Annotated in this window: 22 protein-coding genes and 2 pseudogenes; 5 read left to right on the top strand and 19 right to left on the bottom strand. The window is 62.2% G+C overall.

Going from position 1 to position 20,924, the window contains the following annotated elements; translation table 11 throughout:
* Positions 1-25 precede the first annotated feature (25 nt).
* Positions 26-499, bottom strand: a pseudogene (locus GH769_RS14575) (flavin reductase family protein); the annotation flags it as partial.
* Between the two features lie 56 nt (positions 500-555).
* A complete protein-coding gene (locus tag GH769_RS14580; protein WP_032901980.1) occupies positions 556-1,725 on the bottom strand; it encodes a p-hydroxyphenylacetate 3-hydroxylase oxygenase component in 1,170 nt (389 codons plus the stop codon).
* A gap of 236 nt (positions 1,726-1,961) precedes the next feature.
* Here GH769_RS14580 and GH769_RS14585 point away from each other — a divergent pair, with 236 nt between their 5' ends.
* The gene (locus GH769_RS14585) at positions 1,962-3,449 is read left to right on the top strand and encodes an aldehyde dehydrogenase family protein (RefSeq protein ID WP_032901982.1); all 1,488 of its coding nucleotides are present in this window, start codon (positions 1,962-1,964) and stop codon (positions 3,447-3,449) included.
* A 23-nt stretch (positions 3,450-3,472) separates the two neighbouring features.
* On the opposite strand, the gene GH769_RS14590 is transcribed toward GH769_RS14585, so the two are convergent.
* From GH769_RS14590 to GH769_RS14610, 5 genes are all read right to left on the bottom strand, one after another.
* Positions 3,473-4,072 carry a hypothetical protein gene (locus tag GH769_RS14590; protein ID WP_003192417.1) on the bottom strand — a complete coding sequence of 200 codons (600 nt, stop codon included), beginning with the start codon at positions 4,070-4,072 and terminating at the stop codon, positions 3,473-3,475.
* Positions 4,073-4,113: 41 nt separating this feature from the next.
* Positions 4,114-4,620 (bottom strand): hypothetical protein, encoded by a 507-nt coding sequence (locus GH769_RS14595; protein ID WP_032901985.1) that lies wholly within the window; start codon positions 4,618-4,620, stop codon positions 4,114-4,116.
* Positions 4,617-5,135, bottom strand: coding sequence for a hypothetical protein (locus tag GH769_RS14600; protein ID WP_003192421.1), 519 nt, complete (start codon positions 5,133-5,135; stop codon positions 4,617-4,619). The genes GH769_RS14595 and GH769_RS14600 overlap by 4 nt, the downstream gene beginning before the upstream one ends.
* Entirely contained in the window at positions 5,132-5,794 is a 663-nt protein-coding gene (locus tag GH769_RS29105; RefSeq protein ID WP_032901988.1) for a hypothetical protein, read from the bottom strand. Before GH769_RS29105 ends, GH769_RS14600 begins: the two co-directional genes overlap by 4 nt.
* Positions 5,795-5,966: 172 nt before the next feature.
* Positions 5,967-6,362, bottom strand: a complete 396-nt coding sequence (locus GH769_RS14610) for a RidA family protein (protein ID WP_003192423.1) — start codon at positions 6,360-6,362, stop codon at positions 5,967-5,969.
* 357 nt (positions 6,363-6,719) lie between these two features.
* On the opposite strand from GH769_RS14610, the gene GH769_RS14615 reads away from it, so the two are divergent.
* Positions 6,720-7,193, top strand: coding sequence for an Sbal_3080 family lipoprotein (locus tag GH769_RS14615; protein ID WP_032901991.1), 474 nt, complete (start codon positions 6,720-6,722; stop codon positions 7,191-7,193).
* A 162-nt stretch (positions 7,194-7,355) separates the two neighbouring features.
* Here GH769_RS14615 and GH769_RS14620 read toward each other — a convergent pair whose 3' ends face one another.
* From GH769_RS14620 to GH769_RS14635, 4 genes are all read right to left on the bottom strand, one after another.
* Positions 7,356-8,288, bottom strand: a complete 933-nt coding sequence (locus GH769_RS14620) for a pyridoxamine 5'-phosphate oxidase family protein (protein WP_020300748.1) — start codon at positions 8,286-8,288, stop codon at positions 7,356-7,358.
* 80 nt (positions 8,289-8,368) lie between these two features.
* The gene (locus tag GH769_RS14625) at positions 8,369-9,253 is read right to left on the bottom strand and encodes a LysR family transcriptional regulator (RefSeq protein WP_020300749.1); all 885 of its coding nucleotides are present in this window, start codon (positions 9,251-9,253) and stop codon (positions 8,369-8,371) included.
* The gene (locus GH769_RS14630) at positions 9,253-10,173 is read right to left on the bottom strand and encodes a LysR family transcriptional regulator (RefSeq protein WP_032901996.1); all 921 of its coding nucleotides are present in this window, start codon (positions 10,171-10,173) and stop codon (positions 9,253-9,255) included. The genes GH769_RS14625 and GH769_RS14630 overlap by 1 nt, the downstream gene beginning before the upstream one ends.
* A gap of 16 nt (positions 10,174-10,189) precedes the next feature.
* On the bottom strand, positions 10,190-10,822 hold the full coding sequence (locus GH769_RS14635) for a glutathione S-transferase family protein (RefSeq protein ID WP_014719095.1): 633 nt from the start codon (positions 10,820-10,822) through the stop codon (positions 10,190-10,192).
* A gap of 214 nt (positions 10,823-11,036) precedes the next feature.
* Between GH769_RS14635 and GH769_RS14640 the strand changes: the two genes are divergently transcribed.
* The 3 genes from GH769_RS14640 (at position 11,037) to GH769_RS14650 (ending at position 14,522) form a co-directional block, all read left to right on the top strand.
* A complete protein-coding gene (locus GH769_RS14640; RefSeq protein ID WP_020300751.1) occupies positions 11,037-12,113 on the top strand; it encodes an aldo/keto reductase in 1,077 nt (358 codons plus the stop codon).
* A 267-nt stretch (positions 12,114-12,380) separates the two neighbouring features.
* The gene (locus tag GH769_RS14645; protein ID WP_020300752.1) at positions 12,381-13,595 is read left to right on the top strand and encodes a DUF1835 domain-containing protein; all 1,215 of its coding nucleotides are present in this window, start codon (positions 12,381-12,383) and stop codon (positions 13,593-13,595) included.
* 90 nt (positions 13,596-13,685) lie between these two features.
* Complete coding sequence (locus tag GH769_RS14650; RefSeq protein ID WP_032901997.1) at positions 13,686-14,522, top strand: 5'-nucleotidase, lipoprotein e(P4) family; 837 nt, start codon at positions 13,686-13,688, stop codon at positions 14,520-14,522.
* A gap of 147 nt (positions 14,523-14,669) precedes the next feature.
* On the opposite strand, the gene gspD is transcribed toward GH769_RS14650, so the two are convergent.
* The 8 genes and pseudogenes from gspD to GH769_RS14690 all read right to left on the bottom strand — a co-directional run bounded on the left by gspD (position 14,670) and on the right by GH769_RS14690 (position 20,922).
* Positions 14,670-16,796, bottom strand: coding sequence for a type II secretion system secretin GspD (gene gspD / locus GH769_RS14655; protein WP_032901999.1), 2,127 nt, complete (start codon positions 16,794-16,796; stop codon positions 14,670-14,672).
* 5 nt (positions 16,797-16,801) lie between these two features.
* The gene (locus GH769_RS14660; protein WP_032902000.1) at positions 16,802-17,302 is read right to left on the bottom strand and encodes a general secretion pathway protein GspN; all 501 of its coding nucleotides are present in this window, start codon (positions 17,300-17,302) and stop codon (positions 16,802-16,804) included.
* Positions 17,299-17,901, bottom strand: a complete 603-nt coding sequence (gene gspM / locus GH769_RS14665) for a type II secretion system protein GspM (protein ID WP_032902001.1) — start codon at positions 17,899-17,901, stop codon at positions 17,299-17,301. Before gspM ends, GH769_RS14660 begins: the two co-directional genes overlap by 4 nt.
* Positions 17,876-18,868, bottom strand: a complete 993-nt coding sequence (locus GH769_RS14670; RefSeq protein ID WP_032902002.1) for a PilN domain-containing protein — start codon at positions 18,866-18,868, stop codon at positions 17,876-17,878. The genes gspM and GH769_RS14670 overlap by 26 nt, the downstream gene beginning before the upstream one ends.
* The gene (locus tag GH769_RS14675) at positions 18,865-19,566 is read right to left on the bottom strand and encodes a hypothetical protein (RefSeq protein WP_032902003.1); all 702 of its coding nucleotides are present in this window, start codon (positions 19,564-19,566) and stop codon (positions 18,865-18,867) included. Before GH769_RS14675 ends, GH769_RS14670 begins: the two co-directional genes overlap by 4 nt.
* A complete protein-coding gene (locus tag GH769_RS14680; protein WP_032902004.1) occupies positions 19,563-20,171 on the bottom strand; it encodes a prepilin-type N-terminal cleavage/methylation domain-containing protein in 609 nt (202 codons plus the stop codon). Before GH769_RS14680 ends, GH769_RS14675 begins: the two co-directional genes overlap by 4 nt.
* Positions 20,168-20,500, bottom strand: a pseudogene (locus tag GH769_RS14685) (type II secretion system protein). Before GH769_RS14685 ends, GH769_RS14680 begins: the two are co-directional and overlap by 4 nt.
* Positions 20,497-20,922 (bottom strand): GspH/FimT family pseudopilin, encoded by a 426-nt coding sequence (locus GH769_RS14690; RefSeq protein ID WP_032902005.1) that lies wholly within the window; start codon positions 20,920-20,922, stop codon positions 20,497-20,499. Before GH769_RS14690 ends, GH769_RS14685 begins: the two are co-directional and overlap by 4 nt.
* Between the last annotated feature and the right edge of the window lie 2 nt (positions 20,923-20,924).

The following is a 20,924-nucleotide window of genomic DNA, read 5'->3' on the forward strand; positions in this document are numbered from 1 at the left end:
CGGGCGCGCACGGAGGCAGCGCCCTGACCTCGGCATAGGCGCCCTGATGATAGAGCAGCGGCGCACGGCCAAAATCATCAAAGGCCACCACCTTGCCGATCATGATCCAATGGTCGCCGCCGTCCACCTGCTGGTATTTCTCACAGTGAAAACGCGCCGAGCAATCGGCGAATACCGGCGAGCCACCCTCTCCCGGCTCGTATTCGATCAGGGCGAAGCGGTCTTCACGGGGGCGCGCGAAATTGTTGGATAGATGCACCTGGTCCGCCGCCAACACATTCACGGCAAAGTGGCTGGCCTCCTCGAACACGGCATGGCTGTTGGAGCGCTTGTCGATGCTCCACAGCACCAGCGGCGGGTCGAGGGATACCGAGTTGAAACTGTTGGCCGTCACGCCCACCTTGCGCCCGGAGACGGTGGCGGCGGTGACCACGGTCACGCCAGTGGCAAAATTGCCCAAGGCGCGACGAAAGGCCCGTGGGTCGAATACGTCAGACATGCAAGACTCCCGGGTGGCCTCTATGGGCCGCCCTGATTGTTGTAGGGAAAACGCAGCTACACCATGCTCGGGTCGGGTTCCAGGCCCATCAGCTCACGGCCAAGGATCTGCGCGCACACGTCATAGTCGGTGTAGGCATGCGCGCCGGTCATGTGGGCATCGCGGAACAGGCGCTGCATTTCGTTGTGTTCGAACCAGGCATTGCCACCGGCGGCGGCGAACAGGCGGTCTACCGCTTCGATGCACATCTTGGTGGCGTAGGCCTGGTTGGTGCGCCAGAACGCCAGGGTTTCTCGCGCTGGGTAGCGGTGGGCGGCGCTGTGTTCGGCGTGGTCTTGCCAGGTCTTCTCCAAAAACGCCCGAGCAGCGGCCACCTGGTGGGTGGACTCGGCCAGGCGCATCAGCGCCGGGGTCGCTGCGCCGACGGCGGCACCGGTGTAGGCGCGCACACGGTTTTTGGTTTTTTCGCGGAACACCTCCAGCATGCGCTCGGCCACGCCGAGGCTGACGGTGGAAAAACCACTGGCGAAATACGGCCGGTACGGCGCGTAGAAAATCTGGCTGTCTGGGTAGAGACCAAAGCCTGCGGACTTGCCTTCCATCATGTCCTTGGCCTTCTGGATCCGGTGCTCAGGCACCCAGGCGTTGTCGATGATCAGGGTCTTGGTGCCACTGCCTTTCATGCCGGCCGCGAACCAGTCATCGCGGATCTGATAGTCACTGCGCGGCAGCACGGCAAAGCAGTAATCCTGGGTACCTTCGGCATTCTGGCGACGGCAGCCGACAATCGCCCACTCGCCATGGTCACAGCCGCTGCTCCAGCCCATCTCGCCACTGAAGTACACGCCACCCTCGCCCTCGGTCACCCGGCCGAACGGCGCAATACTGCTGCTGGCCGTGGCATCCGGGTTGGCGCCCCAGATCTCCTCCTGCAACTGCGCCGAGAACAGCGCCAGTTGATGGCTGTGGGTACACAACAAACTCATGGCCCAGGCGGTGCTGGCGCAACTGCCGGCGAGCAAGGCGATGCAGTCGGCGAATTCGGGCAGCGACAGCTCCAGGCCGCCAAAGGCCTTGGGCTGGAAGGCGCGGTGCAGGCCGATGCTTTTGAGCAGCGCGATATTCTCATCCGGCACCTGGCGCAGCTGTTCGGCACGGCTGGCGTTCGCGGCAATGGCAGGCAGAAGAGGCTTGAGGTCTTCGAGGAGCGGGTTTGGCTTTTTCATGGACGGCCCTGCTTATTATTGGAAGTCCGGCAGGCGCTCCGAATCGTGGAACGGCGCGGGATGCAGGGCCAGTATCGAACGGCTTGCGCCGGCACAACATGCACGTTCGGCAGGCAAGGTTGTACTTTTCACAGGCACGGCAGGCACAGGCATAAAACCTGGCAGGCACAGTCAAGCCGCGTACCTGCGCGTTGGTTAACCTCGGGGTTTCTTTTGTGAACTGCCAGGAACCTGCCATGAGCGATATCCCGCTGCTGCCTCACGTCGAAGCCTTTTTGCGTCGCCGTCATGGGCTGTTTATCGACGGCGCCAGTGTGCGCAGCCACGCCGATGCACGCCTGAGCGTGACCAACCCCGCCACCGGCCAGGTGATCGCCGACGTGGCCGACGCAGACCTGGCGGATATCGACGCCGCGGTCGCTTGCGCCAACCGTGGTTTCCAGCTGTGGTCCCAGACCGCTCCCGCCATCCGTGGCAACGTGCTGCTGAAACTGGCCGACCTGCTGGAACACCATCGCGAAGAACTGGCGCAGATCGAAACCTGCCAGTCGGGAAAAATCATCCAGATTTCCCGCGCCTTTGAGGTCGACCAGGCCGCGCACTTCCTGCGCTACTACGCAGGCTGGGCCACCAAGCTCAGCGGCCAGACCCTCACGCCGTCGCTGCCTTCGTTCAATGGCGAGCGCTACACCGCCTTCACCTTGCGCGAACCGGTGGGCGTGGTGGTGGGCATTGTGCCGTGGAATTTCTCGACCATGATCGCCATCTGGAAGCTCGCCTCGGCACTGGTGACCGGTTGCAGCATCATCATCAAGCCCAGCGAATTCACACCGCTGACCCTGCTGCGCATCGCCGAACTGGCCATCGACGCCGGATTGCCGGCGGGGGTGCTCAACGTGCTGACCGGCGGCGGCCAAGTCGGCAAGGGGCTGGTGGAACACCCCGGCACGCACAAGGTGTCCTTCACCGGCTCAGTGCCCACCGGTATTGCAGTAGGCCGCAGTGCCATGGGCGCCGGGCTGACCCGCGCGACCCTGGAACTGGGTGGCAAGAACGCCGCCGGCTTCCTGCGCGACATGGATGTAGACAAAGCGGTGGATGGCATTATCGAAGCGGGTTTCCTGCACTCGGGGCAAATCTGCGCAGCGGCCGAGCGCTTCTTCGTGCACCGCTCACAGATCGATGCCGTGCTGGAAAAACTCAAGGCACGTCTCAGCCGCCTGACCATCGGCTCACCCCTGGATGACCACACCGACTTCGGCCCCGTGACCCACCAGCAACACCAACACAAACTGCTCGGCTACTTCAACCAGGCCCGCGCCGAAAACAACACGATCATCCACGGCGGCCACCTCATCGACCGCCCCGGCTGCTACGTTGAACCCACCGTGATCCTCGCCAACCACCTGCACGACACCCTGCTCAACGAGGAGACCTTCGGCCCCATCGCCACCTTCCTGCCCTACGACGATGAAGACGAACTACTGACCATGATGAACCACGGGCCCTACGGGTTGAGCGCCAGCCTGTGGACCAATGACCTGGGCAAGGCCCTGCGCATGATCCCGGCCGTCAAGGCCGGCACCCTGTGGGTGAACATGCACACCTTGCTCGACCCGGCAGTGCCGTTTGGTGGCAGCCGGTCTTCGGGATTAGGGCGGGAGTTTGGCAGTGCGTTCATTGAGGACTACACCGAGCTTAAGTCGGTGATGGTTCGGTATTAAGGGCTGAGTGCCGACGACCGGAATCAGGGCGCAGGTTTGGCGGGTGGGCCACGAAACAGGTTCCTGGAAATGATGTCGGCCTTCAGCATCTTGAGTTGCAGATGACGATTCACTGCGCCAACCCCTTCCATATAACGGGTGACATGGCGCTTCCACGTATCGACCAACACGAAGGGCGCCAAGCCAATTGCAACAAACGGAAAAATAACCAAACCGAAAAGAATTTTCATAAGTTCCAAGCACCCTTGCAACAAATTCACAGGGCCCAAGGATTTTTCATAATGCAATTTCTTGGTCAACACGTCGGAAATCAGGTTCGTGCCGATGGCGGCGGTTACAAACGGGAAAACAAAGAGGAACAGGTTGGAGCGGTGTTTCACCTGGTCAAACAGAGCACCGCTGATTTTGCCTTTTTCGTGCAGTGACTGCGCCAGCCCATTGAATGCGTCGATGGAGACCACGGCACACGCGGCAATCGAAATCAGCGCAACGCCGGTCGCCACGACAACCTGCGGCGTGGTGTCTTTGTCCAGAATGAAGCCAATCACCGCCATCACCAACACAAAGGCCATCACCAAAAAGCCCAGTTGCACATCCAAGCCAAACAACAATTCGTAATTCATCCATGAACCTCTCTATCAACACTAATTAAAATAACCAGCTGTCACTGATAAGGAATCAAGTGATCGTGCTCCAGATCCCGCATCAACTCGCTCAACATCTCGCTTTCGCTGCGGGGCTCGGTCATGGGGATGTACCAGGTCGTAGCTGTCCAACCACCACGCTTGTAAGCATAGGTTTTGAGCAGTTGCCCGTCCTTGAACAGCGAGCCGTGCAACTGGCGCTCGTAGGTGTAGGGCACTGGCAGGGTCAACAGCGTCAACGCGCCAAGTATCGCCGGGAGCGCACCGGCCCCTTTACCGCCGCGTTGATCGACCAACAAGCTGTAGCCCGTCTTGCTGAAACCGCCATCCATAAAACTGAAGGCACCTGTGTCACGCAACAACTGGATAACTTCGCGTTGCGTCTGCTGTTCAAACCTCGACACGGGCGACGGCATCGTGACACTCATCGGCACGTAGGCACGCTCTGCCTTGTAATCCAACGGTTTGAGGGCGGTACCGCAACCACCGAGCAACAGCACGGCGGCCAGTAACGTAGTCCTGATCATTGTGCGTGCTCTTCGGGCAGCAGCCCGTCGCGCTGTACATCTTCGGCAAAAGCCCGTGCAACACGGTGACCGCTCTGTAGCTCCATCCCGCCAGGGCCATCCAGCAGCCAGGAATATTTGTGGGTGACGTTGCGGTAGCTGTACTGCTTGAGCTGCTTCCCATTGTGCTGCAGGGAGAACTCGGTGGTGGTGTCAATGCTCACGGACAGGGGCAGCAGAAACAGAGTTGCCGCGCTCAGCAGTACCACCGGGAAAGGCGGCATATCACGCTGAACGTTGTAGCGCACCCACACCGAGTAATCGTCCGCGTTGCCCCGGCCGCTTTCGACACTGCGAAACACCCCAGTCTCACGCAATTGGTTACGAATTTGTGCTGCATTAAGCGGGTCATCGATCATGACGTGGATCGGCTTGAGATATTCCTTGCCATCCGGCAATGCACGCTCAGGAAGCGTATGGGTGGTTGCACACCCGGTCAGCAGCGCCAGGGCGCTGAACGTAATAAAACGGTTCATGGGCGTGTCTCGTGAAGGATGTTCTGGCCCGCCCCGGATGGCAGCGGCGCGATGATATAAGGGTCGGCGCTGCGATAATCCAGCGGCAACAACTCCAGAGCCGGCAGGCCCGCAACAGAGTGCCGCGCTAGCGGCTCATCGCGTGCTTGCTGGTCGCGCCAGCGGAAGGCACACAGCGAAGCGCCAAGGCATAACGAGCGAAATTCACCGAGGTAATAGGCGTTGCCGGCCTTCAGGCGCAGTGGCAGGTTGAATTTCTCTCGCGCCTGCACCGAGGTGTAGGTCGTCCCCAGAGGGGGTGAATAACTGCTGGAGAAAAACTGAAAATCATAGAACTCATAATCCCCAGGCTTGAGCGCCAACACGAATACACTGGCGGCACCGGCCGCATCCTTCACATCCTGAGGTGTTTGCCGACCGACGCCCACCCAGATCGCTGCGGCGCCAAACTCGGAACCGCGCTTGCGAAACAGTAAACGCTGATTAGGCGCAGGAGATGCGCTAAGGCTCTGCGGGCCGATTGATCCGACTACATAAGCGACCGGGTCCTGGGGGCCAGGTTGCAACGGCTGGCTAACCAGCGACGCAGACTGAGTACCGCAACCTGCCAGGGCTGCCGTAATCAAGAACAAGGCCAAAGGCCGAGAGAAGTGAGACATATCGAACCCTGAACGCAGGCATAAAAATAAACGGCAGGCGTCAGGAAAAATATGGGATGAGCCTTCCTGGCGCTGCGCCTCGCGTCACTGCGAGGGGGGCGAATGGTACGGGGGGAATCGCGGTTTGACTACAGATGATCAGCAGCATTTGTCAGCGCTCGGTGAAAGCCACTCATATCACCGCCTCCGCCTCAATCTCAATCAACCACTGCGGCAACGACAACCCGCTGACGATAATCCACGAAGACGGTGGCGGGTTGTGCGGGAAGCGCTCAAGTAGCGCATGGGCGATCGACGCTTGCTGCTCACGGGCAGACTCGACGATATACAGCCGCAGCATGATCACATGAGACAGGTCGCCACCGACCTCGGCCAGCACCTTTTCGATATTGTCCAACGCTGCGGCGGTCTGTTCGGCGATGCCGGGGCCGACCGTGTGCTCTTGAGCATCTACCCCCACCTGCCCCGACAGCATGATTCGCCGGCCCTCTGGCACTTCCATGGCCTGGCTGAAACCGTACTGCAGGGAGTTGAATACCGTCGTGGGATTAATAACCTTTCGTTGCATGACCAATCCTTGTTGTCAGTAGGAAAACAAGGCTAACCCAAAGGAATCGCTAAGGATGATGGTTCAACATCCAGCAACATGTTCGTGGGTGAAGCGCTGAACCTTGAGTGCCCGGCGGCCTGATGAAAACGCGCAAACCCGCCAGGCAATGACATTCCCCTGTGGGAGCCGTCGAGCTTTAGCGAGGCCGCGATAGCGGTGGGTCAGGCAATGAGTATGTTGACAGTGCCGCCGCCATCGCAGCCTCGCTAAAGCTCGACAGCTCCCACATTGGATCGGCTGTGTCTCAGTAGATAGTGATCCATGCTGGAACTTCACTGCTATCATCCAGCCACTACTTATGACATGGAGGTCGCTATGCACCAGGTAACAACCCTCGCTTGCTTACTGGTATGCGGCGCCCTCACCGGCTGCAGTATCACGCAAACCGTCACCCCCGTTCCCTCCTCAACTGTTCACTCGCCCGAAATCTGCATGATTCCCGCCGCAGGCTTGCGTGAAGGCTTCAATACGACTTACACCGCTCAATTACGCAGTAAGGGCTTTCAACCCCGCGAGTTGCCGCCAGGCGCCCCGCCCGCCAGTTGCGCGCTGTCGACCACTTATATCGGTACATGGAGCTGGGACATGGCGCTGTACATGAGCTTCGCCGATATTCAGGTGTTCGAGAACGGTCGAAGGGTCGGACAGGCGTTGTATGACTCAACTTCGGGTGGCGCCCGAATGGGCAAGTTCATCGACGCGCAAAGCAAAATCATCGAGATGACCAGTCAGCTGTTTCCCAATGCTGATTACGGCATGACTCGACGTCAGGCTGACCTTCTTCCCTAGAGCGAGCTCATCCACCTGCCTGCGCCACACTTCATACCACCTTCTGTAGGAGCGAGCTTGCTCGCGAAAAACCCACAGGCGCCGCACTTACTCAGGAAGCACGCGTTATCGTTGACGTTTTTCGCGAGCAAGCTCGCTCCTACATGGCATTATCGTGCCAGGCTACCAGGTGCCCATCGCCAGGCTGTGCGGTGAAAATTCAGCGAATTGCCAACGCAAGGCCAACGCTGCCGGGCGGCGGACCACATGTTCCACCGTCACCGTCCACAAGCGCTGCGCGCCTTCGAACTCAGCTACTTGCGGCCCGCTCAGGATCAACGAAGTACGCCCGGCCACTTGCAGCACGTCACCCGTCTCAAAATCAACAAACAACAACCCCGCCACCGGGTTGGCGTGCAGGTTGCCGAGGGTGTTGAAGAACAGGTTGCCGGCAAAATCCGGGATGGTCAGTACGTTACCTTCCACGCGCACAAATCCCGTATTGCCGCCTCGGTGGGAGACGTCTACCGAACGTTCGCCGTGCAGTTCGACGTAGCTGGCGACGAAGAAAGTGTCGGCGTGGCGGATCAGCGCTTGAGCCGCATCGTCCAGGCGGTTGCTGCGCTCGGCCAGGTTGCCGGGTTTGCGTGCAATGCCAGCGACGGGCCGCAGTTGGATGTACTTGGGGCAATTGCCGAAGGTGTGCACTACGTCCACAGTAAAGCCCTCATCCTCAAGCGATCCGATCCGGCCATTCATGCGATTGCGGCGGCGGGTGTTGAGGTCGATGCCCAGCAGGCCGATCGCCGCGCCATCCGTTATCCCAGCCCAGGCGGGATCGCTTTTGGCGGGCAGGCTGTCGATCTGCAGCGTGTGTGGGTCCGGTGAATGCGCAAACCCTGGAGCGCCTTCCAGCATCGTTGCCCAGGGGATGCCTTGTTCGTCCACCACACCCGCGATCAAGTACGGCAGCAGCGGATAAAAATCGCGGTGCTGCTCAGGCAGATGATCACGAATGACCTTAGGCCCGATCATGGCCATGCGTTCAGAGACGCCGGCACTTTCCTGCATGTGTCGTTCGCCGACATGCCAAGGGGTTGGTTCAATCGAGTGCATGGCGCTCACCTCCGGTTAGATACTGAAGATGCTGCACCCACACCGCGATGGAGAGAATGCCCACCCTGGGCAATCCACTATTACGCCAACTGAAACGCCGGATGCTCGCGCAACGCGGTGACGCAGTAGTCGACAAAGCTGCGCACGCGCATCGACGCATGACGACCTTCGCGGTAAACCACATACACCGGCTGCGGCGGCAACTCGAAGGTAGGCAACAGACGCTGCAACTGGCCGCTCGCCAGGTGTTCGTGCAGGGGGTAACTCAAGGCTCGAATCACGCCCGCCCCCTGCACCGCCGCATTGATCGCACCTTGGACAGTGGCGCAACGCAGCCGGGCGCGAGCCTTGAGGGTGTAATGCGGGAAATCCCAGTGCACCGGGTCGGCGCTGGCAATCAGATGATGCTGCTTGAGGTCGGCCGGATGTCGGGGTTCGCCCCGGTTCGCCAAGTAAGCGGGGCTGGCGCAAAGGACAGTGCCCACCTGCCCGACCTGCCGCGCAATCAGCGACGAACTGGGCAATTCGCCGACCAGCACCGCCACATCCAGCCCTTCTACGTGCAGGTTAGGGAAATAATCGTGGTAGTGCGCGATGACACGCACCGCCGGGTAGCGATCCGCATAGCCGGCCAACAACGGCGCCATGACATAGCGGCTGAACAGCAACGGCAGGAATATCCGCAGGTCGCCCTGGGCCTGCACATGCAAACCGTTGGCCGAAGCCTCGGCCGCGTCCACCGCTGCCAGCAGACGCACACAGTCGGCAAGGTAAGCCTGGCCTGCATCGGTCAGGCTGACCCCACGGGTGCTGCGTTGCAGCAAAACCACGCGCAGGCGTGCCTCAAGGCGCGCAACCGCTCGTACCAGCGTCGGGCCGGAGACCTGCGCATGGCGCGCCGCCGACGCCAGGCTGGGTTGCCCGGCCAGCGCGGCAAACAGCTGCATATCGCGAAAACGCTCCATCAGGCGCGCTGCTTCGTCGCCGCGTTCAGGGCCGGGTCCTGCCCGAGGCGATGGCTGAGGAAATCCACAAACGTATTGACCTTGGCCGGTATGCGGCCGTTTTGCTGGAACACCACGTGGATCGGCAGCGGCGCCGGTTCGAAATCCTCCAGCACCAGCTCCAACTCACCCGCCGCCACCGCTGCCGCGACTTGGTAAGACAGCACCCGCGTCATGCCCCAGCCCAGGCGGGCCAGGTTGATCGCGGCATTGTTGGCGGTGACCACCAGGCGTGGCTCGATCGGTACCTTCAGCGGCTGGCCGGCGTCGATGAATGTCCACTCACTGACCAGTTGGCTGGACGATGAGGTGACGAGCTTGGCCTCACGCAACTGCTCGGGGCGCTGGGGCCGCCCGTGTTGGTCAAGATAAGCCGGCGATGCGCACACCACCCGGCGTACTTCGCCGACCTTGATCGTTTGCTGCAAGGATGGCTGCAGGTGGCCGATACGCACCGCCACGTCAACACCTTCGTCGGTCATATTGACCACCCTATCGACCAGCAAGGCGTTGATACTCACCAAGGGAAAACGGTCCAGATAATCCCCCAGTACCGGCGCCACATACAACTCGCCAAACAGTACCGGTGCGGTCACCGTCAACTGGCCGCCCGGGATGGAGTAACTGCCCGCCGCCGCTTCCTCGGCTTCGTCCAGCTCGGCAAGGATGCGTCGGCAGTCTTCCAGGTAACGCTGGCCGGCTTCGGTCAAGTGCAGGCTGCGGGTGGTGCGCGCCAACAACTGGGTGCCGATGCGTTGTTCCATGGCGGCAATGGCGCGGGTCACGCTGGGCGGCGAGGTGTTCAGGCGCCGTGCGGCAGCCGCAAACCCCTCCTCCTCGGCCACGGCCAGGAACACCTGCATTTCATGAAATCGGTCCATCGGCGCCCCTTGGTTGTTATTGCGATTGCAGCCCCACCGCCGTGCGCGGCATGCCAACGAAACCCGGCAGTGCTTCGATGCTGGCGAGCCAGGCGCGCACCTTAGGGTAGTCGGCCAGGGACACATTGCCTTCCGGCGCGTGGGCCACATAGGTGTAGAAGGCGATATCGGCAATGCTGGGCTGTTCACTGGCGAGGAAACGGCTCTGGCTCAGTTGCTGCTCCATCACGCTAAGCAAGGCATGGGCACGGTTGATTGCGCCGACAGTGTCCACCTCGGCGCCAAACACCGTGGCCAAGCGCGCCGTGGCAGGCCCGGCATGGAGTGGGCCGGCGGCGGCCGAGAGCCAACGCTGCACCTTGGCTTGCCCGACAAGGTCGCTCGGCAGCCATTGGCCGCTGCCATAGGTGCTGGCCAGGTAAATCAGGATCGCATTGGAGTCGGCCAGTACCGTGCCGCCGTCATCAATCACCGGCACCTGGCCAAAGCTGTTCAGGGTGGTGAGGAACTCAGGCGTTTTATGCGCGCCTTGCTTGAGGTCCACCAGGATAAATTCACTCGCCAGCCCCAGCAGGGACAACATCAGCTCGACCCGGTGGGAGTGGCCGGACAGGGGAAAACCATAGAGTTTGATCGCAGGCTGGGTCATGACAGGCTCCAAATGAGTGGGTATCGACGCCAGGGATGTTCTACCGCTGCCCTGTCTGGCGGAATGACCAGGATTCACAATCCAGCATTTCATCCAGCGAAACAATCTTCATTGACGTCATGCCAAGACGGGCGCGAGGATTTCACGAAAAAATTCAAACTATCGCCGCCCCCATCGTTCACACCTTCACGTGCAACGTTAAGTAGGAGGCAACATGCAGTATCGACAACTGGGTCATTCCGGCCTGCTGGTATCGGAAATCATCCTTGGCACCGTCCCTTTTGGCGGTCGCGCAGAATTTGAAAAATGCGGTGCGGTGGATGTGCCCCTGGCCAAGCGCATGTTCGATATGGCGTTCGACGCCGGGGTGAATATGGTCGACACCGCTGACCTCTATTCCCACGGCCTGGCCGAAGAAGTGGTGGGCAAGGCGCTGGGCGACAAGCGTCACGACATTCTGCTGGCCACCAAGGGCCGCAGCCCGGTGGACGACAACCCCAACAACTCCGGCTCATCGCGCTACCACTTGATCCGCGCGTGCGAAGCCAGCCTCAAGCGCCTGGGTACCGACCACATCGACTTGTACCAACTGCACAACTGGGACGGCATGACGCCAATCGAAGAGACCCTGGAAGCCCTGCGCCTGTTGGTGGGTTCGGGCAAGATCCGCTATTTCGGCACCAGCAACTTCACCGCCTGGCAGATGATGAAAACCCTGGGCAAGGCTGAACTGCACGGCATGCTCAAGCCGATTACCCAGCAGATCTACTACACCCCGGAATCCCGCGAGGCCGAGTACGAGTTGCTGCCGTTGGCCCTGGACCAGCAGGTCGGCACTTTGGTGTGGGGCCCGATGGGCGAAGGCTTGCTGACCGGCACAACCCGACGCGGGCACAAGCCACCGGCCAATACCCGCCAGGGCAGCGGTTGGCCGGAACCCTACGTCCACGACCAGGAACGTGCGCTGGACATTATCGAGACCCTCGCCGCCGTCGGCGATGAACACGGCGTCTCGGTCGCCCGCACCTGCCTGGCCTGGCTCAAGGATCGCCCGGGGATCACCTCGCTGATTGTCGGCGCCCGTACGGAAGCACACCTGCGCGATAACCTGGCGGCCACCGAACTGAAACTCACCGACGAGCAGTCGGCGCGCATCGAAGCCGTCACTCGCCGTCAGCCGTTGTACCCCTACTGGCACCGCTTCACCGCCGGGATTGATCGTTTTGATCCAGCGGAGCAACCCTTCCTGGCCGAGCATCAAAAAACCCTGGATGCGCGCCAGGACAAATAAAACAGCACCTGCCCCAATGTCGATGAATTAAGCGAACGCAATCCCCAAAGCAACGAAAATCCTATGTGGGAGCTGCGCTTGACTGAGTGGCATTGGGGCAAGCCCACATTTTCAGGGTTGCACCGAACGGCAATGCTGCCTATATTTCCCGCCTGGCGCTCTCTACGCCACCTTCCGCGGAAAGGGCTGCGCCCAAGACATCCCAGCTCCACCACATTTCTACGACTCCCAACCTTGAAGCGGAAAAGGTTTGTGCAAGGAGCTCGTATGTCGCAACGCCCTTTAGCCTCCACTACCAATGGCCGCCTCAACCTTGAGCAGCAGCGCAAGCGCGCCAAGGAACTGTTGTCGCACCTGAAAAAACTAGACCCCAGCGCCACCTTGGCCCAGGCCCAATGGCAGGTCGCCAGGCAATTGGGTTTTGCCAGTTGGCCCAAGCTCAAGGCGCATATCGATGCCCTGGACTTTGCTGCGCGCCACCCCGGTTTCGAGGCCAGCGACGAGGCACGTACTCACCATTGGCGCTGTGGCAATGACATTGCCCACAGCTTGCAGGTGGCTGGGTTCAAGGGCCGCTTCCAGATGCTCAGCGACCCACTGTGCATGGGCCCCGTACGCAATCTTCCCAGCGCCGAATTCCGCCGCCTGCGCAGCGCTTTTATCAGCCAGACTTTTGCCTTGACCCCTGCTGATGTAAACCTGCGCGTTGACGGGGAATACACCCAATTGGACGCACTGGCCGGCGCCGAACATAGCGTGTTGTGGTGTGAAGCGGATGCCTATGACCAATTGTTCCTGATTCGCGCACTCTCAAGTCTTGAACGCACGCCGAAAAAACTTGAGCTGATCGAGGTCGACCGCATACCGGGCGTCGAACGGTTTATCGGGATCGGGCAACTGGCGCCCGACGTGCTTGCCTGGCTATGGCCGCAGCGACGCTTGATCGACGACACGGCGGTGCACCTGGCCAAACAAGCCTGGTCGGCTTATTGCGACTCCTCGCCGACCAAGCTGGCAGAACTGGCCCGTACCGCTCACCCGAGCCTGCCGCTGCTTGCACCGGCGCTACGCCGCCAATTGCAGGAGTTGCCAGGAATTGAGGATGGCCTCTCACTGACCGAGCGCTTGGCGCTGAGGTATATCGCCGAAAGCGGGCCAGTGGCGTTTGCCCGGGTCTTCGCAGAGTTGATGGCCAGGCGCGAACCCCTGCCGTTCCTTGGCGACCTGATGTTTCATGCGCTGATGCGGCCGTTGATCGATGGCGAGCAGCCGTTGCTGGTGGAAACAGAGAGGGATCAACCATGGCCTAAGCGCCCCTTGGCGTTGACGCCACTGGGGCAGGCTGTATTGAACGGCGACACCAACTGGATGGACCACGCCAGCCATGAGCGTTGGGTCGGCGGTGTGTGCCTCAGGCCTCGGCAGCCCCATTGGCGAATGGGCAATCACCACATGCCCACCTGGGGTGAAGCCTGGCTTTAAGACGATTGCGAAACGGCAACGAGCCGCGAGCATCGCAAGTGATTAGACTGGCGTGCTGACCACGCCACCACGCTCTTCGAGACCCAGCCCATGCGCAACCTGTTCTTTGCCAGCCTCTGCTTGCTCACCACCGCCCTCGCAGGCTGCCAGCAACACCCGCCGGCCAATGACCAACTCGACGCCGTGCTCTGGACCCAGACGTCCATCGAGCACGAACTGATCTACCGCCAGCTCTTCGCCAATGCCACCCGTCAACTGGACGTCGCCCTGGCCGACCCGAGCTGGGACGCCCTGCCTTTTGCCCCACGCAACCTGGCCGGCCTGCCCCCGGCGGTGGTGGTGGACATCGACGAAACGCTGTTGGACAACGTGCCCCTCAACGCCCGCGACATCATCAACAATCAGGTCTATTCCTATGATCGCTGGAACACCTGGGTCGAGCAGGCCAAGGCCCAGGCACTGCCAGGCTCGGTGGCGTTCCTGCAGGCGGCCCGGCAAAAAGGCATCCAGGTTTACTACCTCACCAACCGAGAACACAGCCAGGTCGCGGCCACGGCCAAAAACCTGCGTTTGCGCGGTTTCCCGATTGAGAGCGACGCACAGATCCTGGCGGCCAGCACCCCCACCGGCCACTGCGAGAGCGCGGGCTACGGCAAGCAGTGCCGCCGTCAGTGGGTCGCCAGGCATGCCCGCGTGCTGTTGATGGCCGGAGACTCCCTGGGCGATTTCGTGCAGGCCGAGCACAACACCCTGGATGCACAGCGCAAGGCCGTCGAACCCTATGTGAATTGGCTGGGCCAGCGTTGGTTCCTGCTGCCCAACCCGAGCTACGGCAACTGGTACAGCGCACCGTATGGGGATGATGAGAGCTTGCCGTTTGCGCAGAAACGCAGGCTCAAGCAGCAGGCGTTGCTGTTGCAGCAATAGGGTGACGCCCTGCCGTGATGATCGTTCCCACGCTCTGCGTGGGAATACATCCTGTGACGCTCCGCGTCACCTTGTGCAGATGGGACGCGGAGCGTCCAGGGCGGCATTCCCACGCAGAGCGTGGGAACGATCAATGTAGGAGAGGGCTTATTGGGCGGGTCGCAACAACTGCATCTGCTGGCGATAATCATCCGTCACCTGCCGCGCCTGGCTGCTGCTGGTAATCACCCTCGGCGTAATCAGCACAATCAGCTCCGTGCGGTCCTTGGACTTGCCGGTATTGCCAAACAACCAGCGCAACCCCGGAATCTTCGCCAGGTAAGGCACGGCACTGACGCTCTCAGCGTTGTCCTGCTTGATCAATCCGCCGAGCAATACCGTCTGGCCACTCTGCACCGCCACCTGGGTGGACACCGAGCGCGTGGAGATACGCGGGTTCACCGGCGTCTCACTGTTCCCCGTCGGGTTCTGGGCATCACTGACCTGTTGCTGGATATCCATGTACACCAGCCCACCCGGATTGATGCGCGGCACCACATCCAGAATCACCCCCGTCTGCACATATTCCACACTGCTCAAGGTGGTGTCGGCGTCCCCGGTATTGACGGTGGTCTGGCTGATGGGAATGTTGTCCCCCACCTGGATCTGCGCCGGCTGGTTGTTCATCACCACCAGCGATGGCGCCGATAGCACCTGGGTGCGGCCGTTGGTCTCCAGGGCGTGCAGGGCCACTTGCAGGTTGGAACTGACGAAGGAGTAGAACAACGAGTCCGCCGCCCCCAGCCCTGCCCCGCCACCGCCCAAGGCGCCTTGGCTGCCGGAAGCATTGGCCACCGTGGTGCTGGTGGAATTGCCGGCCAGGCGGCCCAGGTACCACTGCACCCCCAGGTCCAGTTCGCCGGTGAGTTTGACCTCCAGGATGCGCGTCTCGATCTGCACTTGCAGCGGTGGGTTGTCGAGGCGTTTGATCGCCGCTTCGATCTCTTTCCATTGCGCCGGGCGGGTGCGTACCAGCAGTTGGTTGCTGCTCTTTTGCGCGGTGATGCGCGTGCCCGCTTCGAGGTCGCTGGTGGGCGATGCCTGGGTGTTTTCGGCAGGCTCGGATTCAGGTTCTTCGGCTGCGGGCACCGGGGCGCTCGCCTGCAAACCGGCACTGGTGGACGAGGACAGGGTGGTGGTACGCAAGCCCGGTGCTACCTTCGCCGGGGCGTCATCCTTGATCGCGCCATTACCGTAGATCTGCCGCAGGTACTTGGCGAGGTCGGCGGCCTTCATATTGCGCACGTCGTACACATACATCTGCGGCTCGTTGCCGCCGCCCTCGTCGATGGTGCGGATCCAGTCGCCCACTTCGGTGAGGTACTGGGGCTGGGAAGAAATCGCCACCACCGAGTTGGTGCGCTCGACCGGCAAGAACCGCAGCATGCCGGCCAGGGGTGTGCCACTGTCCGCGCCGAACATGGCTTGCAGCTCGGGCATCAGCTCGGCCACCGAGGCGCGTTGCAGGCCGAACACCGCCACCGACATGCCCTTGAGCCAGTCCACGTCGAAGGTGTCGATGGTGTCCTGGTAGTTGGCCAGTTCGTCGGGCGTGCCGGCCAGGCTCAGGACATTACGCGCCGGGTCGACCAACAAAAAAGCGTTTTCACGGGCGAAGGGTTTGAGCAGTTTCTGCATCTCGGTGGCCGAGATATAGCGCAGTGAAAACAGACGTGCCGAGAGGCCGCTGGCCGGTTGCGCCACGCGCATCTGCGGCACCAGCTTGCCCGCCACTGCCTGGTTGGCCGGCAGGATCACATAGCGGTTGCCCTGCTTGATCATGGCGTTGTCGGTCCAGGACAGCAGGGTTTCGAGAATCGACAGCGCTTGCTGTTTGTCCACGGGTTTGGAGGTGGAGAAGCTGACCGTGCCCTTCACGCCCTCGGCGATGCTGTAGTTCTCGTGCAACAGGTCGCCCATCACGCTGTTGATCACGGCCTCGATAGGCTGGTCGGCGAAGTTGAACACGATGTCGCCCCCCTGCTGCGGCACGTTTGCCGGCGCTGCGGGCTGGCGTACAAACGCTTGATTGCCACGAATCAGCTGGCGCTGCGGCGGAGCCTGGGTGGCAGGTGGAGGGCTTTCGGCCACAGGCGCCTGAAGCGCCGGGCGTTGTGTGCCGGTGCCCTGCAGGGCCTCGTGCAGCAGGTCGTCGTCCGGGTCGAGGGTGTCGGGCAAAGAGCCACAGCCGCTCAGGGAGACGGCGGTAGCCAGGCAAAACAGCGAAGTGCGCATATCAATCAAGGGAGAGACTCGCGGGGATGTGAGATCAGGGGTAACCGCTTACCGTAGAGGCTCAGGGTCTGGGTGCGCCCGTCCAGGGCAAAACGAGCGTATTGCGGGGTCAGGTGTTCCAGGCGCCAGCCGTTGGGCAACGCCTGGCCCAAGCGCACCGTGAGCGTTGGGCCACCGGCTTGCTTGAGCATGGCCATTTGCAGGTTGCCGGTGATCATGATGCCGCTGAGGGTCAGGTTGGCCAGGCTCGCCACCTGGGTTTTACCCACCTCCCGGTCCGGGCGGCGATCCGGGCTGAACAGCGGCGCTTGCCAGGTACCGGCAAGGTCTCGCAACGCCGGCGTGGGAGCGGCCTGCACCTGGAACGAGGGAGGCGCGTGCACCGGCGCATCGGGTAACCACCGGGGGGCGTCGCCGATGCTGCTGAGGATCATCGCCATCAACAGCCCCAAGAGCCCGGCCAAGCCGAGCCAGCCCCATTCAAGAGGACGCAATGGGCCGATCATGGTGCCACCCGCGCCGGTTGCAGGTAGCCGCGCACCAGCAGTTGCACCGCCAGCTTGCCTGCCCCACCACTGGCTGGCGCCTGTTTGTCGCGACGAATATGCAGCTCATCGACGAACAGAAAAGGCGGCTGATACTCCAGCCCATGCAGGATCGCGGTCAGCGGTTCGATCGCGCAATTGAGCGTGAGGCTGACCTTGACCTGACGATAGGGCTCGCTGTCGTTTTGTTCAGGCGTGATCGGCTTGCGCTGGGTGAGGTTGCAGCCGCCGCCGAGGTTGGCGTGGCTGTTGATCAGGTCGGCAAGACGCTGCATCAGGTCGGCGGCGACCACGTCCGGGTCGTCCCCCGGCAACAGGCTGGCGCTGCTGGCCGGGTCTTGCTGTGCCTGCGCCAGCTGTTCGCGCAAGGCATCGCCCTGGCGTATGACGCTGGCATAGCGCTGCTGCTGTTCACGCAACTGTTCGGCCTGTTCACCCATGGCCCGCAGCGGCCCGGCGAACCAGCTGTCGATCAACAGCCAATAGGCCGCGCCGAGCACCAACGCCAGGGTCAACAAGGCGGCGCCGCGGCGTTCACGGCGTGTGAGGGGTCGGCGCATCGGCGGCCTCCTGGCGTAAGTGGGCACGCAAGGCAAACTGGTCCTTGCCGGTGCGTGCGTCGGGTTGGATCACCCCTTCGAACTGCGCGTTGTCCAAGCGCTGGCAGCCTTTGATGCGGCTGATCAGGCCACTGGCCTTGGCGCTCTGGCCGGAAAAGCTCACCTCGCCGTCCTTGACGTCCAATTGGTCGAGCCAGGTGTCGGCGGGCAGGCAGCTGGTCAAGTCATTCAGTAGGCCGGCCAGGGGGGGTTGCGCCCGTTTGCGCTGGGACAGGTACTGCGCCGCACCACGGGTGTTGAGCAGTTGCTGGCGCAGGGCGTGCACCTGCGCGACCTCGGCTTTTTGCTGTTGAACAGTGGCGTGCATGCTGTCGAGTACCCGCTGGCGATCGTTGAGCCACAACAGCATCGCCGCAATCAGCAACGCGCCGCACAACCACGGCAGGCTGCGCTGCAATTGCTTGCCGGCAGAACGTGAGCGCGGGCGCAACGGCGCGGGCAGCAGGTCGATACCCAGGCCCGCCGCGTCCACACGGTGTGGGTACAGGCCGAGGGCGGCACAGTCAGTGAGGACCTGGTCCAGGCGCTCGCGCAGGATCGCCACCACCCTCACCTCCAGGTGGCTGGGCGTGCGCCGCTCCAGGCGGGCGACAAAGTAGAGCTGCTCGGCGTTGAACGGGGTATAGCGGTCCAGTTCATAGCCAACCACCTCCACGAGGTTGCGCGCGGCAGCCAGAGGCAGTTGCACGCTTTGCTGCAACACAGCATCAGGAGCAAGCATCAGCACCTGGCGCGCATTGCCTGGCACCACCGGTGCCGTGAGCGGCCAGTGATGAACGTGCTCGGGCGGGTCCTGGAACGCCAGCCACTTCGGCACACAGCCGCGTAACTCTGTGAGCCACAGGCGCCAGCCTTGTTGCAGCAGGCTGCCGCGCCAATAGCGGGCAATTGGTTCGAGTTGAATCATTCTTGCCACCGCACCACCCGATAGGGCTGTGCGCTGTCCTCCGCAGGGCTTAATAAAAGGGTCAGTCGCAGGCGTGCCTGATAGCCGCCGGGGCGCTCGGCGCGGCTGTCGATTTCCACGACCTGGCCGGGGTCGACGCCCTCGGCGTCCTGGCGTGGCAGGTTCAGCGCCTTGCGCATCAAGGGGCTGGCGAATGCCGAAGCGGGCCGGTCGAGGTCGCTCCACAAGGTAATTTCCGGCAGTAGTTCGCTGTAGAGCGCCTGGGTCATGCCGGGAAGTTGACGCACTTGCTCCAGTACCCGAAACGGCGCCAGGCCCTGATGGCGCCGCGTCTCAAGGGCCTTGGCCAACTGCTGGGCCTGAACCGGTGTGGCGCCGCAGGCCAGGGCCAGGCGCGTGAGGTCTTGGGGGGCAGCGTTGACCAGGTACAACTTGCCACGCTCACTGCGCAGACTGACCTGCAAGCGGGCGTCGTCGAAGGTCAGCGCCATAGAACGCCCGTCCGCCACCCACTGCCCTTGCGCCATGACCTGCGCGATACCGGCCTGGGCGGCCAATAGTGTCTGGGTATGCTGGCGCAGCCACAGCGCCTGGCGACTTTGCAGCTGCACCCACCCGGCCAGGCCACCCAGCAATAGGCTGAGCAAGGCCAGCACCCACAACACCAGCAACAGGGCTGCACCGCGTTGGCGCTTCATTCTTCGCTGCTCGCGCTGGACAGGTTCAGGCGCAGCGCAACCACCTGGGCGACCCATGGCACCGGCCCGTCGACGGAGGCGTCGATACGCACCGCTGTGGGCAAGCGCCGGGGCCAGGGCCACGGGCTCAACCAGTCGGTGGGCTGGCCCAGTGGCGAGACACCGCGATAGCTGAACTGCAGCGCCTCGACGTTATGCAAAAGCACCTGCGGCTCATCGCGCTGCGCGTTGGCCTGCGATGCCCTCTGCGAAAAAGCCACCTGCAGATCCTGCCCGACCCGTTGGAGGGTAAAGCGCTGGATCCCCCCGCCCAATACACCGGGCAAGGTCGCCACAAATTGCAGACGCTCAGGCATGCCGATAAAAAAACCTTCGGCCTGGCTGTCATCGTCAGTGAGCTTTAGCGGCAGCGCCTCGCTGATCGAGGTGCGCAAAAACTGTTGGGCGGCGCGCATTTCATCCAGGCTGACGGTGTAGGCCTGGGCCTTGGCCACCGCCCGATTGGCCCCCAGCAACGCTGCGCTCACCAGCAGCAACAACACCGACAGCAAGCTGAGCACCACGAGCACTTCCAGCAGGGTGAAACCCTGCTCACGGCGCTTCACAGGCGCGCCTTCAAAGTGCTGAAGTGCGCCTGATGCGCGCCTTCACGCACGTTCAGGTCAAGACGAAACAGGTGCGGCTGTTGGCGGGTGCTGGTCAATTGCCAATGGATGCCGTCGAGTTAGCCTTGGCGGGTTCCTTCAATCAGCGGGCCGGCAGCTTCCTGGTCCAGCAGCGTGAGCGCGGCATGGGTAAGGCGGTCACTGCGGGCCACCTGGGACAAGGCGCGCGCGCTCTGGCCGAAGGCAACCAGCAACACGCTGCTGCACACCGCCATCAACGTCAGGGCGGCGAGCATTTCCAGTAAGGTGAAGCCGGCCTGGTGCTTCATGGCAGCGCCTTGGATTGCACACTGCCGGTAAGCCAGCCAATATCGATGCGCCAACGACGGCTGCCGTTGGCCAGCAGCAGGTTGCCGCCGGTAGAACTGCCGTCGGGATAGAACACCACGGCGGCCCCGGCCTGCTCGGCACTGTGCAAGGTCACTTGCACCTGCGCTGGCCACTGCTGCGACGCACGCCCTGAAGCCTGGAATGTGCGGCCCTGGAGGTCAAACCGAGTGTGCGTCGCCTGGCCGCTGACGATGGCGCGCGCGCGCGTGGCGCGCAGCGCCTCGATCATCTGCGCGACCACCCGCCGCTCCTTGGCCACCTGTAGCCCTTGCCGTACACCCAGCCCCAACAAACCCGCCGCAATGCCGATCAATAGGATGACCACCAGCATCTCCAGCAGGGTAAAGCCTCGCTGGGCCACGG

This window comes from Pseudomonas sp. CFSAN084952 (assembly GCF_009648855.1).
Lineage (GTDB): Bacteria > Pseudomonadota > Gammaproteobacteria > Pseudomonadales > Pseudomonadaceae > Aquipseudomonas > Aquipseudomonas paracarnis.